This window comes from Mycobacterium sp. D16Q16 (assembly GCF_002013745.1).
GTDB lineage: Bacteria > Actinomycetota > Actinomycetes > Mycobacteriales > Mycobacteriaceae > Mycobacterium.
Window position 1 is genome coordinate 70,224 of record NZ_MAEY01000022.1, and the last position, 14,417, is coordinate 84,640.

The following is a 14,417-nucleotide window of genomic DNA, read 5'->3' on the forward strand; positions in this document are numbered from 1 at the left end:
CAACAGACTCACCGCAACGCCTTGCGCTCCTCGCGCCGGATCCGCTGCTGCTCCGGGTCGGGAACCGGCACCGCCGCCAGCAGACGCTTGGTGTAGTCATCCGTTGGTGCGGTCAATACCTGCTTATCGGAACCAAATTCAGCGAGGCGGCCATGGTTGAGCACCGCGATACGGCTCGCGACCAATTCGACCACCGCCAGGTCATGGCTGATGAACAAGCATGCGAAGCCGTGCTCACGTTGTAGCTCGGCGAAGAGTTCGAGCACCCGCGCCTGCACCGAAACATCCAGCGCCGAGGTCGGTTCGTCGGCGATCAGCAGCGTTGGCTCCAGCGCCAAGGCCCGCGCGATGCCGACACGCTGCCGCTGCCCACCAGAGAGCTGATGGGGGAAGCGGTTTCGCATGTTCGCGGGCAACTGCACCTGCTCCAGCAGCGTCTTGACGCGGTTTTCCCGTTGGGAGCGATCCATATCGGTGTGCAGAGTCAACGGTTCGGCGATCGACTGGCCGATCGGCCATCGCGGATTCAGCGATGATCCCGGATCCTGGAACACCACCCCCACCTTGCTCCGGATGTCCCGCAGCTGTTTGCGGTTGGCCTTCGAAATATCATGTCCCGCAACACAGATAGTTCCCGATGTCACCTTGAGCAGACCTACCGCGGCACGCCCGATGGTGGATTTCCCGGAACCTGATTCGCCCACGAGGCCCACCACCTCACCCCGGCCGATGGAGAAGGACACATCGTCGATGGCCCGGAAGCTTCCCCCCTTGCCCGGATACTCGATGACCGCGTGCTCCACCTTTAGCGCAAGATCGCTTGGCGGTTCCAAAGATTCGTCATTGCCGTGCAGGGTGGCACCCAGGTGGGGCACCGCCGCCAGCAGCTGCTGCGTGTACGGCTGCTGGGCCCGGTGGAAGATGGCATCGGCATCCCCCTCCTCAACGACCTCACCGTCCTTCATCACCATGATGCGGTCCGCCATGTCCGCCACCACACCCATATCGTGCGTGATCAGAATGATTCCAGCATCGATGCGATGTCGCAGATCGCGCATGAGATCAAGGATTTCGGCCTGCACGGTCACGTCGAGCGCGGTGGTGGGCTCGTCGGCGATGAGCAGCCCGGGATCCAGCGCAAGAGCCTGCGCGATCATCGCTCGCTGACGCTGCCCGCCGGAAAGCTGGTGCGGGTAGTGCTTAACGCGCTTCTGCGGCTCGGGCATATCCACCAGCTCAAGGAGCTCGATGGCGCGGTCGCGTGCCTGACGGCGCGTCACCTTCTTATGCGCACAGACGGCCTCGGCGATCTGCCAGCCGATGGTGTACACCGGATTTAGTGCCGTCATCGGCTCCTGGAAGATGACGGCGACGTCCTTGCCGCGCACCTCTCGCAGCTCGTCATTGGTGGCACCGAGCAACTCGGAACCGTTGAGCTTGATGCTTCCGTCAATGCGCGCGCTGGAGGGCAACAGCGCCGGAATGGCCATGGCGGTGGTGGATTTTCCCGAACCGGACTCGCCAACGATGGCAAGCACCTCGCCCTTGGCGACGGTCAGCGAGACACCCTTGACGGCCGGCACCCATTGTTTATCGACCTCGAAATCGACCGTGAGGTCCCTGATCTCGATCACGGAATCTGTTGGCACCTCGTCTACCTCCTCCGCGGATCGAGAGCGTCGCGGAGGGCGTCGCCCACCATGATGAAGCCCAGCACGGCGGCCGACAGGAACAGGGCGGGAACGATGACCAGTCGTGGCGTGGTGGCAAAACGGGACTGTCCGTCATTGATCTGCAGCCCCCACGATATCTCCGGCAACTCCAGACCGATGCCCATATAGGTCAGCGTGGCTTCTGCCGCGATGAAGCTACCCACCGCGATGGTGGCGTACACGAGGACCGGCGCCAACGCGTTGGGAAGTATGTGTCGCAGCAGGATTCGCCATGTCGGTGCTCCCAGCGCGATGGCGGCCTGGACGTAGTCGCTCTGCTTGATGGTCATCACGCTGGAACGCACGAGCCGCATCGAGGTCATCCAGCCGAACACAATCAGCGCACCTGCGACACTCCACACGGTCCGATGGCCCACCACGGACAACAGGATCATTCCGCCCAGAATCGTGGGAATGCCATAGAAGACATCGGTCAAACGAGACAAAGCAGAGTCCGCGATGCCCCCGAAATATCCCGCCAGCGCCCCGACGAAGACGCCGATGATCAGCACACCGATCATCGCGATCAGCCCAATCGTCAGTGACACCCGGGCTCCATAGACCACATTGGCGTAGTAGTCGCAGCCCTGCAGGTCCGTTCCCAGCCAATGGGCCGCGCTGATCCCCTTACGGGCCTGATAGAGGTCACAGTCGCGGGGGTCTTTCCCGAAGGTGAACAACTGTGGCGCCAACGCCATCAAGACCAGAATCGTCAACAGGATCGACCCGGTGATGAAGAAGCCGCTGCGGCGCAAGTATTTCCAGGCATTACCCCAGAGGTCCGCCTGCTCCACCAGCGATTCGGCAGCGGCGTCGGGGCCCGACACCGGGCCCGGAGCGTGTATGGGGTCACTCATAGCGAATCCTCGGATCCAGCAGCGCATACAGGATGTCGACGACGAGATTGAAGAAGATGTAGAAGAAGACGATCAACGTCAGGATGCTCACCACCACGGCACCCTCCTGGTTGCGGACCGCGTCGAATGTCGCTCTCCCCAGTCCGGGGATATTGAACACCGATTCGGTGACGACGGCCCCCGCCAGCAGCGCCCCGACATCTGCCCCGATGAACGTGACCACCGGAATCAGGCTGTTACGCAGCGTGTGCCGCAGCAGAATGCGCGATTCGGAGATGCCCTTGGCACGGGCGGTACGGACGTAGTCGGCATCCATGGTCTCCAGCATCGAGGTCCGGGTCAGGCGAGCGACATAGGCCATGGACAGTGAGGCCAACACCAGTCCAGGTAGCAGGAAGCTGTACCAGCCGTCCCGGATTCCCGCGATGGGGAACCAGCCAAGCTTGAAGCCGAACAGGTACTGCGCCAAGAAGCCGAGCACAAACACCGGCATCGAGACCAACAGGGTTGTGGTGACGAGGACCAGGTTGTCGTAGAACGATCCCCGGCGCACCGCACACAGCACTCCGGCGGTGATGCCGATGATCGTCTCGAATACCACCGCCACCACCGTGAGCCGCAAGGTCACCGGCAAGCGTTGTGCAACGGTATGCGCGACAGGACGTTCCTGAAAGTCAGTACCGAAGTCACCGTGTAGAAAGCCCACGATGTACTTGCCGTACCGCACCAAGAACGGATCGTTGAGGTGAAAGCGCTCGCGCAGCTGCGCCATGACCTCGGGCGTGAATGGGCGGTCACCCGCCAGTGCCCGAATGGGATCACCCGGCAGCGCGTACACCAGGGCGTAGATGAGCAGAGATGTGCCGATGAGTACCGGGATGGCCAGCAGCAGCCGCTTCACGATGTAGCGAAACATGCCTGCGTTCTGCCACAAGTGCCGGACATCAAGGAGTTTGGCGGTCATTGCACGACCTCCACATCGGCGTACTCAATGCAGTCCTGGATGCCGATCTTGACATTGCTCACCCGCTTGGAATGCACCGCCTGGTTGACCTCATAGAACAGCGGGGCGGCCGGAAGATCCTTGAACAACAAGTCCTCCGCCTTCTGATACGCCTTGGTGGCAAGCTCCACGGTCGGTTGGTTATTGCCCTGCCTCAGCAGCTCATCGAACGCTGGATTGCTGTAGAACACGTAGTTCGATCCGGCAGGAGGAAGCGCCACCGTGCCGTACAACGACTCAAGGAAGTTGTAGATCGACGGGTAATCCATCACCCAGCCGGACCGAAAAGGTCCTGTCATTCCCTTACTGTCCTGCAACGGCAGGAACTGCGACCACGGCAGGCTCTTGAGGATGTACGGCACCTTCAGGTTGGACTGCAGCTGGTTTCCGATGGCCTGCACCCACGACAACGCACCGGTGCTCGACGAGCTGTACCACAGCTCAATGGGCTTGCTCCGATCGAAATGAGCGTCATCGAGCAGCTTGTTGGCCTCGTCGACGTGCAGCTCACACAGCTTTCCGCAGGCCCCCTTGCGGTACCCGTAGACCACCGCCGAACCGTAAGAAGTGGCGGGCGTGCGAGTGCCGGAGAAGATCACCTGGGTGATCGCCTCGCGATCGATGGCCATGGAAATCGCCTGGCGCACACGCACATCACCGAACCGCGGGTCATACATCGGAAAGCCCAGTGAGGTGATGTCCGGGCGTGGCCGCTCCAAAAAGGCCGATCCGAATTCGGCCCTGGCGTTCTCGTAGGCGGAGTCGGGCAGATCAAGCTGAATATCCAGGGCGCCGGCCTGCATATCGGTGTACGCGGTCAGTCCCTCGGTGTACACGCGCCAGATCAAGCCCTTGGACTTGGCCTTCTTCGGGCCTACATATTGGTCGTAGCGACTCAGCGTGAAACCGACGCCGCGCACCCAATCGCCGTCTGCCTTGAACGGGCCGTTGCCTATGGGGTGCACCCCGAACTTGGCCGGATCCTGAAAAAAGACCTTGGGCAACGGGAGAAACGCGGTGTACCCCAATGTCATCGGGTAGATCGCGAACGGAGTGTTCAGCCGCACGGTGAACGTCAGGTCATCCACGACATGCAATCCGCGCATCTGTGTCGCCCGCGGTGGAATCTTGTTCTTCGGGTCACCCTGCAGATCATCGAACCCGTCGACATTGGCGAGGAAGCTCGAGGAGCCCTGGGCGTTGGTGCTCAGGGCGGTGTAATTCCATGCGTCGACATAGGACTGGGACATCACCGGTTCCCCGTTGTGGAATGTCCATCCGGGCTTGAGCTTTATCGTCCAGTTGATGTTGTCGTGACTGGTGATCGATTCGGCCACCCCGGTGTACTCCACCTCGGCGGTGTCATTGTTGAACTCGACCAGCGCGGTAAATAGCGAGCGCAGGATCCGACCACCCTGATTCTCGGTGGTGTTTCCCGGTACCAAGGTGTGCTCGGGTTCGGTGATGTACATGCTGAAGTAGCCCGGCGGCGCCGGAGTCACGAGGTCACCGCAGCCGGCGGGAAGGATCGCGGCAACACCAACGAGCAACGCGACGGCCAGTCGGCGGAACCTCATCCTCACCCTTCCCTTCGGTAGCTGAAATAGGTAGGACGAACCATAGGCGGGTATCACGCCGATGTCTCTTCATCGACACACCGCCGCGCCCGGATCTGCACGACGACCCCAATTACTTCTCGGTAATCAAGACCGCCCACTAGGCTTTCGAAGCGGACCTGTCTATGGCAGAAAGGCCAGATCAGATGACCGAAATCAGCACCGAACCGGATCGCTACCCGCCGTCACCGGAGTTTGTGGCGACGGCGAACGCGACCGCCGACCTCTACCAGGCGGCCGAGGAAGACCGACTCGGGTTCTGGGCGCAGCAGGCCAACCGCCTGCACTGGAGCGAGCCCTTCGGTGAGGTACTCGACTGGTCCGGGGCGCCGTTCGCGAAGTGGTTCGTCGGCGGCAAGCTCAATGTCGCGTACAACTGCGTCGATCGGCACGTGGAGGCCGGCAATGGTGATCGCGTCGCCATCCACTGGGAGGGCGAGCCCGGCGACACCCGCACCATCACTTACGCCGAGCTGCTGACTCAGGTCAGCCAGGCGGCCAACTATCTGACCGAGCTCGGCCTGGTGTCCGGTGACCGAGTCGCCATCTACATGCCCATGCTGCCCGAGGCGATCGTGGCGATGCTGGCATGTGCGCGGCTGGGGCTGATGCATTCGGTGGTGTTCGCGGGATTCTCCGCCGCCGCGCTGCGGGCGCGCATCGACGACGCCCAGGCCAAGCTGGTCATCACCTCCGATGGCCAATGGCGGCGCGGCACCGCTGCCCCGCTGAAGGCCGCCGTGGACGAAGCGCTGGGCGGCGAGCCAAGTTCTGTCGAACATGTTCTCGTGGTGCGCCGCACCGAGATTCCCGTCGACTGGACGCAGGAACGCGACCTGTGGTGGCACGAGACGGTCGCTCACGCCGACACCACCCATACGCCCGAATCCTTTGATTCCGAGCATCCGCTGTTCCTGCTGTACACCTCGGGGACGACCGGAAAGCCCAAGGGCATCGTGCACACCTCAGGCGGCTTCCTGACGCAGACCTCGTACACGCATTTCAACATCTTCGACCTCAAGCCCGAGACCGACGTGTATTGGTGCACAGCCGATATCGGCTGGGTCACCGGCCACACCTACATCGTCTACGGCCCGCTGTCCAACGGCGCCACTCAGGTGGTCTACGAGGGCACACCCACCTCGCCCAACGAGCACCGGCATTTCGAGATCATCGAAAAGTACGGTGTCACCATCTATTACATCGCTCCCACGCTGGTGCGTACGTTCATGAAGTGGGGGCGCGACATCCCGTTCGCACACGATCTGTCGAGCCTGCGACTGCTGGGCAGCGTCGGTGAGCCGATCAACCCTGAGGCATGGCGCTGGTACCGCGAGGTCATCGGCGGCAACCGCACCCCCATCGTCGACACCTGGTGGCAGACCGAAACCGGCTCGGCGATGATCTCGATGAACCGGTCACCGGCTATCTGGTGCTCGATCAGCCGTGGCCGTCCATGCTGCGCGGCATCTGGGGCGACCCTGAGCGCTTCAAGGAGACCTACTGGTCTCGCTACGCCGACAAAGGCTGGTACTTCGCCGGAGACGGCGCACGCTATGACAGCGACGGCGCCATCTGGGTATTGGGTCGCATCGACGACGTCATGAACATCTCCGGGCACCGGATCTCCACCGCTGAGGTGGAATCCGCACTTGTCGGACACGAAGGTGTCGCCGAGGCCGCCGTCGTCGGCGCCACCGACGAGACGACGGGGCAGGCCATCGTGGCGTTCGTGATTCTCAAGGCCAGCCACACCGTCGAGGGTGACGAGCTCGTCTCGCACCTGAAAGCCCAGGTTTCCAAGGAGATCTCGCCCATAGCCAAGCCACGCGAGATTCACGTGGTACCCGAGCTGCCCAAGACCCGCAGCGGCAAGATCATGCGGCGGCTGCTGCGTGACGTGGCCGAGGGGCGCGAGCTGGGCGATACCTCGACACTGGTCGACCCGAGCGTCTTCGAGGCGATCAGAGCCAGCAAGTAGGACCGACTCGAGCGCAACGACCGGGGGCTATCCCACCGGGGTGTAACCCACTCCGGCGGTGCGGTTCTTGGCGTTGATATCGGCCAGCACGGTGTTGATCGAGTATGTGGTGGTCGGGGTGTGCAGCGGGATGTATTTGATGACGCACACCGGCAGCTTGGTCGCAGCGCCGTGGATCATTCCCACCAGCTGTCCGTTCACGGTGACCGGCGCACCCGAGTCCCCTGGCTGTCCGCAGACCTGATTGATGAATGTGCCGGGCTCAGCTCCGGCCCCGAAGGTCACGCCGCATGAGTTGCCGGTGGTACGTCCCAGCTTGCACGCGATGTCACCGGGCTGCGGGTCCGGCCCGATTCCGGTGATGGTGAAACCCTTGTAGGTGTTCACCGGCTGCACCTTCTCGGGATCGAACTGGATGGTCGCGTAGTCGTACTGCTCATTGCCGTTGACGAACTTGCCGAGCACACCCTTCTTGGGAAAGTCCTCCGAGGCCACCTGCGAACCCGCACCACCGCAGTGGGCCGAGGTGAAGCCCACCAGATTGCCCTTGTTGTCGTGACCGATCGTCGTCAGCGTGCAGAGGGTGTCGCCGTTGATGACCAGCCCGGCGCCACCGCCCATGGGCACCTTGTCATCGGCGCCGGCCGCGGGGGCCGCGCCAGCCGGAATCACGCCCGCGACGAGGCCGAACAGCGCGATCAGGACCGACAACCCGTATCGCATACGCCGCCCAGATGACCTCATCGGCGCCTTAGCCTCTTCACGCATGCGGCTCATTGGTGCAGCCTTTCTCATTCCGGCCGCATCTCTCCCCCGTCGGCCATGCCTGCCACCCATTCTAAACAAGATTCACACTGGTCACTTCTGTCACAGTGTTATCGATTGGGTAACGACGCCGCCCGGTCAGACGCGCCGCAACCCCGGCGCCATCGACGTGGCAACATAGGCCGCACGACATCACACCGGACCCGCAAGGGGACACGGAGGGAGCACAGTGAGCAGCCCTGGAAGCCGCAACTACCGCACAGACAGCAATGGTGTTCCGATCACCGTCGCCGCCATTCCGCTGTCCGATCCGAACGCGACCGGCACCGGCGAACCCACCATCGGCAATCTCGTCCGTGACGCCACCACCCAGGTTTCTGCCCTGGTGCGCGCCGAGGTGGAGCTGGCCCGCGCCGAGGTCGTCCGGGACGTCAAGAAGGGCGTTGCGGGCAGCATCTTCTTCATCGCGGCCCTCGTCGTGCTGTTCTACTCGACGTTCTTCTTCTTCTTTTTCGCTGCCGAGATTCTCAAGATCTGGCTGCCCGCTTGGGCCGCCTATCTGATCATCTTCGCCGCCATGGTGTTCGTCGCCGTCCTGGCGGTGCTGATCGGTTTCCTCCAGGTCAGACGAATCCGTGGACCGCGTGACACCATCGCCTCCGTCAAGGAGACACGGACCGTGTTCACCTCGCGAGACGATGAGACCCCCGCACTGACCGAGTCGGCCAAGCCCGCAGACCCGTCGGGCTGGTAACTGATTCACGTCGGCTCGATACCGACACACCTATGCTCTTTGATCAGACGGCCCGCCACCCCGACCCGTCCGTGGTCCGCATCGTCGGCCCATGGCGTCATTTCGACGTGCATGCCAATGGAATTCGGTTTCACGTGGTGGAGGCCGAGGCCCCCAGCACACCGACCGTAGCCGTCACCAGCAGACCGCTCGTACTGCTGCTGCACGGATTCGGCTCCTTCTGGTGGTCGTGGCGCCATCAGCTTCGCGAACTGACGGACGCCCGCGTGGTGGCCGTCGATCTGCGCGGCTACGGGGGCAGCGACAAACCACCGCGCGGATACGACGGATGGACACTGGCCGGCGACACCGCCGGATTGATTCGCGCGCTGGGCCACACCTCGGCCACGCTCGTCGGGCATGCCGAGGGCGGTCTGGTCTGCTGGGCCACCGCCAACCTGCATCCCCGGCTTGTCGATGCCATCGCAGTGGTGAGCTCACCGCACCCGATCGCGCTGCGCACCGCCACATTCCGCAGAACCGGGCAGGGTGGGGCGCTACTGCCTTCATTGATGCGCTACCAGGTGCCGATCCTTCCCGAGCGCACCCTGACACGTCATCACGGTGCCGAGCTGGAACATCTGGTGCGCTCGCGGGCCGGCGCACAGTGGACCACCACCGAGGATTTCACCGAGACCATGAAGCAGCTGCGCACCGCGATCTCCATCCCGGGGGTGGCCCATTGCGCGCTGGAGTATCAGCGGTGGGCGGTGCGCAGCCAATTACGCAGCGAAGGTTGGCGTTTCATGCGCTCGATGAACCGCGAACTGTCCGTCCCCGTGCTCCACATGCGCGGCGATACCGATCCGTACGTGCTCGCCGACCCGGTGCACCGGTCACTGCGATTCGCACCCCACGGACAGTTCGCCGCACTGCGCGGGGTGGGTCACTACGGCCACGAGGAAGATCCCGCCACCGTCAACGAACACCTACGGGGCTTTATTGGGCGCCGGTGACTGCGGCCCATTGACGGGCTGCTCCGGCGACTTGTTGGCCTCCGGCGAGGAGATGCAGCTGCCAGTACCGACGGGCTCGACAAGATCGGCCTTGGCGAGCTGATCCTTGACCTGTTTGGCGGTGAGCGCGAATCCGGTGTCGTCATCGTCGATGGCCGCCCCGAAGACCACGCCGAGCACCCGACCTTCCGTGTCGATCAGCGGACCGCCCGAATTGCCTTGGAGCACCGAGCCCCGGACGGTGTACACCTCGCGGGTGACCGTGGTGGACCGGTAGATGTCTGGGCCATTCAGTTCGATGATCTCGCGGACCCGCGCCGGGGTCGCCTTGTAGTTCCCACCGCCCGGGTAGCCCAGCACGATGGCATCATCCCCGGTCTTGGCAGGCTTGGGCGCGAAGACCAGCGGCGCCGCCGGCATATCCGGAACGGCGAGGATCGAGATGTCCGCGCTGGGGTCGTAGGCCACCACGCTGGCGTCGAAGGTCTGCCCCGCCGACTCCACGGTGACACTGTTCGTGCCGGCCACCACGTGGGCATTCGACATCACGCGGTGCGGGGCGATGACGAATCCGGTTCCCTCAAGCGATTTTTGGCAGCTGCGGGCAATACCCTTGATCTTGACGACGCTCGGCTCGGCTCCGCGCACCACCGGACCATCAACCAGTGATGAATCCGGCGCATCAACGGCCGCAATGGGGGTCTTGCCGAACGGCTGCAGCACACTGGTGACCCCAGAGGTGTCCAACAGCTTCGACAGATCGTTGGGCACCTTGCGGAGTTGGTCCGGGGCGTACTTGTCGACCTGGCTGAGCACCTTCGATTCACGTGCTGCCGCAGCGATATTCGGCTGATTCGAGCTTTGCATCGGGATGGACAGCAGCCATGCGGCCACCAGTACGGCCGCTACCTGCAGCACCACCCCCACCGCCGAATCACCGGCGCGCAACGCCCGATTCTTGATGGCACCGCGCATGGCCCGGCCCAGCACCACGCCGGCGACCTCACCGATGACCACCAGCACGAGGATGAGCAAGAGTGAGGCGAACAGTCGGGTGCGCGCTCCATCCAGGTTGCCCACCACATGCGGAGCGAGCATGACGCCCGCCACCGCGCCCAGAATCACTCCGACGAAGGACATCAGGGAACCCAATGCGCCGGAACGCCATCCGGACACCGCCGCGATGAATGCGACAGCGATGACGCCGATATCAAGCCACTGCGATGGATTCAGGTTCATACCGACCCTCCCAGGTGCTCGGCCAGTAGCTCATCAAGATCACGAAGGTTACGAGTGTCCCACGGCTGCGCCCAGCCGGACACTTCCAGCATCGCCGCGATGATCTGCCCGGTGAAACCCCACACCAGCATCCCCGGAAGCAAGAAGGCCGGGCCGCTGTAACGAATACCAAAAGTCTTCTTGGTCACCATGATCCGATTTGCCGGATTGACGAGGTCGCCGATCTTCACGCGCGAAACCTCGGCGGTCTCGCCCGGATCGACGGCGAGGACCGGACCTGGATCGGGTGAATACGCAAGCACCGGCGAGACGTGAAAACCGGACGGAGGAATGAAGAGCGGCTCCATCACCGTCAGCGGTTGCACCCGGACGGGATCCAGCCCCGTCTCCTCGTGCGCCTCACGCAATGCCGTTCCCACCGGTCCCCCGTCACCGGGATCGGTGGCGCCGCCGGGAAACGACACCTGGCCGCTGTGCTGACGCAAGGTCGATGCCCGCACCGTCAGCAACAGATCTGCCTCGGTGGGGTCGGTGACCGTTCCGTCGGCGGATACCAGCACTAAAACCGCCGCCGGACGCCCGGAGGAAGGCAGCTTGCGCGCCCGAAGCACCGCCTTGATCGCGGGGTGCACGCCTCGGCCGTAGATATCTTTGACACCCGCGGCGTTGTCCACCAGCGGTCGCATCCAGTCAGGAGCGGCGCCGGGCGTCAACGGCGCCGTCGCCAATCCTCTTCGCGCAAGCGGCTCATCGGCAGTCACGACCTAGAACCTCACTCCCAACGCTTGCTCCACCTCGGCACCGATCTCATCCGCCGAAGTGAACGAACGCGGTAGCACTCGGGCAACGCTACCGTCCGCACGAATCAAAATTGTTGTGGGCATGACATTCGGTGACTTCAGCGCGGCCGCGATTCGGCGGGCTCCATCCTGGATCATCGGCAGCCGGACGTGGAGCTCGGCCAGCTTGGCCAGCCCGGCGGCCTCATTCTCGTCTTGGTGCACCGTCACAACGGTCAGCTTGTCGCCCGCGCGGCGCTGCACCTCGGCCATCGCCGGCAGCTCATCGGCACACGGACCACACCAGTAAGCCCACAGGTTCAGCACCACCGGACGCCCGGCGAGCGCGGCACCGACCGGCACGCTGACCCCACTGCATTCCAGAGTTATCCCGGCCAGTTCCGGCATGCCCGGGGCGCTACCAGCGGCCGGACAGGGCGGCAGTTGGGCCTGGCGGCGCAGTTCCGCCAGGGCCTCGGGGGTATCGGCGTCTCGGCGTTCCCGGGCGGCGACAGCTTCCTGGCCCCGCGGCCCGCGCTGCCGCTCATCGTGTTGTTGCGACAACATGACAGTGATCAGCGCGGCGACCAGCACCACCCCGACGATCGTCCACCGTGCCCCGGTGCTGAGCCGAGCCACGTCACAACCCGGCCAAGGCCAGCAAGTGCTCGGTTTCCGGGCCCTTCACCAGCGCGGCCGCCAGCTCCGGATCTGTCGGGCCCAGCCCATACGACGGGCAATCCTTGGCCAGGGTGCACACCCCGCAGGCCGGCTTGCGGGCATGGCATACGCGCCGGCCGTGGAAGATCACCCGGTGACTGAGCAGGGTCCATTCCTTGCGCTCGATGAGCTCGCCGACAATGTGCTCGACCTTGACCGGGTCTTCTTCCTCGGTCCACCCCCAACGCCGAACCAGCCGTCCAAAATGCGTGTCGACGGTAATGCCCGGGATATCAAAGGCGTTGCCCAGGACAACATTTGCCGTCTTACGGCCAATGCCGGGCAGGGTGACCAAGTCCTTCAGGCGCGGCGGCACCTCGCCGCCGTATCGCTCCACCAGCTGGGTTCCCAGCCCAATGATCGAGTTCGCCTTGTTCCGGTAGAAGCCGGTGGTGCGGATCATTTCTTCGAGTTCGGTCCGGTTGGCCCCGGCGTAGTCCTCCGCCGTGCGGTACTTGGCGAACAATGCGGGGGTCACCATGTTGACCCGAACGTCGGTGCATTGCGCCGACAAGATGGTGGCGACCGTCAATTCCAGCGGTGTGGTGAAATCCAGTTCGCAGTAAACATGTGGAAATGCTTGCGCCAGAGTTCGATTCATCCGTCGCGCACGACGGACCAGTCCCGTGTGCGTCTCGGTCTTCCCGGCCCGGACCGGGGCTGACGTCTTCGCCGTCGATTTCGCTCTGGGCTTAGAGGCCGATCCGGTCACAGACACAAGCCCAGGGTAGCGGGAGCTTGCGACACCGCAGGGGCGAGCACGTCCACCGATTGCACCCTTGCGCAGGACAAACCGGTTGTTTTTCGTGACCTCGTCGAGATCTTGGGCGTGTTTACTTCAACCCGTGTCGGGCCTATTCGGTTTGTTGGTACCCGGACTTCTCATGCTTGCCAGCCTTGGGCTGGGCAGGCTGGAAGCCGGGTTGATGCGGCATACCTTGCAGCCAAGTGAGGTCGCCGATTTCCTGGACCAAGCAAGTCCATCGGATATGAATCGGCTCGCCCGTGACGGCATGCCGTCGGCCATCGAGGGTTTGCACCAGCGTCAGTTGCAACGCATCGAGCCGTCGTTGGAAGCGGTGTACGAGGCCACCACAAACGGCTATAACCAGCCACGAGTCAACGGTTTGTCCATGAATCGCCTGCGTGACGAGGGTGTGCCCTCCATGCGCTCACGGCATTCGGTGGTGGATTCACTGCGTGCCGGTGGGGCAGCGGTGTAGCTTGGATCACGTTCTTTAGCGACTTGGCCTCTAGACTCATGTCGAGCAGGCCAGCGCAAGCATGACCAACGAATTTGGGTAAGGGGCAAACGTGGACGAGATCCTGGCCAGGGCCGGAATCTTCCAGGGTGTCGAACCGAGTGCCATCTCGGCGCTGACGAAGCAGCTGCAGCCGGTTGACTTTCCGCGCGGGCACACGGTGTTCGCCGAGGGCGAGCCTGGCGACCGTCTGTACATCATCATCACGGGCAAGGTGAAGATCGGACGCCGGTCACCCGACGGCCGTGAGAACCTGCTGACGATCATGGGCCCGTCGGACATGTTCGGTGAGCTGTCGATCTTCGACCCCGGGCCCCGGACGTCCAGCGCCACCACCATCACCGAGGTGCGCGCGGTGTCGATGGACCGGGACGCGTTGCGCGCCTGGATCGGCGACCGTCCGGAGATCGCCGAGCAGCTACTACGCGTGTTGGCTCGCCGCCTGCGCCGCACCAACAACAATCTCGCCGACTTGATCTTCACCGATGTGCCCGGTCGCGTCGCCAAGCAGCTGCTACAGCTGGCCCAGCGGTTCGGCACTCAGGAGGGCGGCTCGCTGCGCGTGACGCACGACCTGACGCAGGAAGAGATCGCTCAGCTGGTGGGTGCGTCCCGCGAGACCGTGAACAAGGCGCTGGCCGATTTCGCGCACCGCGGCTGGATCCGGCTGGAGGGCAAGAGCGTCCTGATCTCCGATTCGGAGCGTCTGGCTCGCCGCGCGCGCTAGCGGTTCG

13 protein-coding genes and 1 pseudogene are annotated in these 14,417 nt (G+C 63.6%); 5 read left to right on the plus strand and 9 right to left on the minus strand.

Going from position 1 to position 14,417, the window contains the following annotated elements; genetic code table 11:
* Positions 1 to 8 precede the first annotated feature (8 nt).
* The 4 genes from B4394_RS20105 to B4394_RS20120 are packed head-to-tail and all read right to left on the minus strand — an operon-like array spanning position 9 to position 5,149.
* Positions 9 to 1,649, minus strand: a complete 1,641-nt coding sequence (locus B4394_RS20105) for an ABC transporter ATP-binding protein (RefSeq protein WP_502688391.1) — start codon at positions 1,647 to 1,649, stop codon at positions 9 to 11.
* A gap of 5 nt (positions 1,650 to 1,654) precedes the next feature.
* A complete protein-coding gene (locus tag B4394_RS20110; protein WP_078311573.1) occupies positions 1,655 to 2,569 on the minus strand; it encodes an ABC transporter permease in 915 nt (304 codons plus the stop codon).
* Complete coding sequence (locus B4394_RS20115) at positions 2,562 to 3,533, minus strand: ABC transporter permease (protein WP_078311574.1); 972 nt, start codon at positions 3,531 to 3,533, stop codon at positions 2,562 to 2,564. Before B4394_RS20115 ends, B4394_RS20110 begins: the two co-directional genes overlap by 8 nt.
* Positions 3,530 to 5,149: a peptide ABC transporter substrate-binding protein gene (locus tag B4394_RS20120; protein ID WP_078311575.1), complete on the minus strand. Its 1,620-nt coding sequence runs from the start codon at positions 5,147 to 5,149 to the stop codon at positions 3,530 to 3,532. The genes B4394_RS20115 and B4394_RS20120 overlap by 4 nt, the downstream gene beginning before the upstream one ends.
* 185 nt (positions 5,150 to 5,334) lie before the next feature.
* Here B4394_RS20120 and B4394_RS20125 point away from each other — a divergent pair.
* Positions 5,335 to 7,169: pseudogene (locus B4394_RS20125) on the plus strand (acetate--CoA ligase).
* 27 nt (positions 7,170 to 7,196) lie between these two features.
* Here the strand turns inward: B4394_RS20125 and B4394_RS20130 are convergent.
* Positions 7,197 to 7,892 carry a chymotrypsin family serine protease gene (locus B4394_RS20130; RefSeq protein WP_078311577.1) on the minus strand — a complete coding sequence of 232 codons (696 nt, stop codon included), beginning with the start codon at positions 7,890 to 7,892 and terminating at the stop codon, positions 7,197 to 7,199.
* Positions 7,893 to 8,163: 271 nt separating this feature from the next.
* Here B4394_RS20130 and B4394_RS20135 point away from each other — a divergent pair, with 271 nt between their 5' ends.
* A complete protein-coding gene (locus B4394_RS20135; RefSeq protein WP_078316079.1) occupies positions 8,164 to 8,688 on the plus strand; it encodes a phage holin family protein in 525 nt (174 codons plus the stop codon).
* Between the two features lie 32 nt (positions 8,689 to 8,720).
* On the plus strand, positions 8,721 to 9,683 hold the full coding sequence (locus B4394_RS20140) for an alpha/beta fold hydrolase (protein ID WP_078311579.1): 963 nt from the start codon (positions 8,721 to 8,723) through the stop codon (positions 9,681 to 9,683).
* Here the strand turns inward: B4394_RS20140 and marP are convergent.
* From marP to nth, 4 genes are read right to left on the minus strand one after another with little or no spacing between them, the layout of a single operon-like run.
* The gene (gene marP / locus B4394_RS20145; RefSeq protein ID WP_078311580.1) at positions 9,657 to 10,922 is read right to left on the minus strand and encodes an acid resistance serine protease MarP; all 1,266 of its coding nucleotides are present in this window, start codon (positions 10,920 to 10,922) and stop codon (positions 9,657 to 9,659) included. The two genes, B4394_RS20140 and marP, sit on opposite strands and share 27 nt — an antisense overlap.
* The gene (locus B4394_RS20150; protein WP_078311581.1) at positions 10,919 to 11,683 is read right to left on the minus strand and encodes an NUDIX hydrolase; all 765 of its coding nucleotides are present in this window, start codon (positions 11,681 to 11,683) and stop codon (positions 10,919 to 10,921) included. Before B4394_RS20150 ends, marP begins: the two co-directional genes overlap by 4 nt.
* 3 nt (positions 11,684 to 11,686) lie before the next feature.
* The gene (locus B4394_RS20155) at positions 11,687 to 12,340 is read right to left on the minus strand and encodes a TlpA family protein disulfide reductase (protein ID WP_078311582.1); all 654 of its coding nucleotides are present in this window, start codon (positions 12,338 to 12,340) and stop codon (positions 11,687 to 11,689) included.
* A gap of 1 nt (position 12,341) precedes the next feature.
* Positions 12,342 to 13,022 carry an endonuclease III gene (nth, locus tag B4394_RS20160; protein WP_078290137.1) on the minus strand — a complete coding sequence of 227 codons (681 nt, stop codon included), beginning with the start codon at positions 13,020 to 13,022 and terminating at the stop codon, positions 12,342 to 12,344.
* Between the two features lie 283 nt (positions 13,023 to 13,305).
* Here nth and B4394_RS20165 point away from each other — a divergent pair, with 283 nt between their 5' ends.
* Both B4394_RS20165 and crp read left to right on the plus strand, forming a co-directional pair.
* A complete protein-coding gene (locus B4394_RS20165; RefSeq protein ID WP_078311671.1) occupies positions 13,306 to 13,644 on the plus strand; it encodes a hypothetical protein in 339 nt (112 codons plus the stop codon).
* Between the two features lie 91 nt (positions 13,645 to 13,735).
* Positions 13,736 to 14,410 (plus strand): cAMP-activated global transcriptional regulator CRP, encoded by a 675-nt coding sequence (gene crp / locus B4394_RS20170; protein WP_078311583.1) that lies wholly within the window; start codon positions 13,736 to 13,738, stop codon positions 14,408 to 14,410.
* Positions 14,411 to 14,417: the final 7 nt, after the last annotated feature.

What these genes read in the sequence shown, in the direction of transcription:
- B4394_RS20110 (WP_078311573.1), bottom strand. Translation starts at nt 2,569, where the DNA reads ATGAGTGACCCCATACACGCTCCGGGCCCGGTGTCGGGCCCCGACGCC.
- B4394_RS20115 (WP_078311574.1), bottom strand. Translation starts at nt 3,533, where the DNA reads ATGACCGCCAAACTCCTTGATGTCCGGCACTTGTGGCAGAACGCAGGC.
- B4394_RS20120 (WP_078311575.1), bottom strand. Translation starts at nt 5,149, where the DNA reads ATGAGGTTCCGCCGACTGGCCGTCGCGTTGCTCGTTGGTGTTGCCGCG.
- B4394_RS20130 (WP_078311577.1), bottom strand. Translation starts at nt 7,892, where the DNA reads ATGCGATACGGGTTGTCGGTCCTGATCGCGCTGTTCGGCCTCGTCGCG.
- B4394_RS20140 (WP_078311579.1), top strand. Translation starts at nt 8,721, where the DNA reads ATGCTCTTTGATCAGACGGCCCGCCACCCCGACCCGTCCGTGGTCCGC.
- marP (WP_078311580.1), bottom strand. Translation starts at nt 10,922, where the DNA reads ATGAACCTGAATCCATCGCAGTGGCTTGATATCGGCGTCATCGCTGTC.
- nth (WP_078290137.1), bottom strand. Translation starts at nt 13,022, where the DNA reads ATGAATCGAACTCTGGCGCAAGCATTTCCACATGTTTACTGCGAACTG.
- B4394_RS20165 (WP_078311671.1), top strand. Translation starts at nt 13,306, where the DNA reads ATGCTTGCCAGCCTTGGGCTGGGCAGGCTGGAAGCCGGGTTGATGCGG.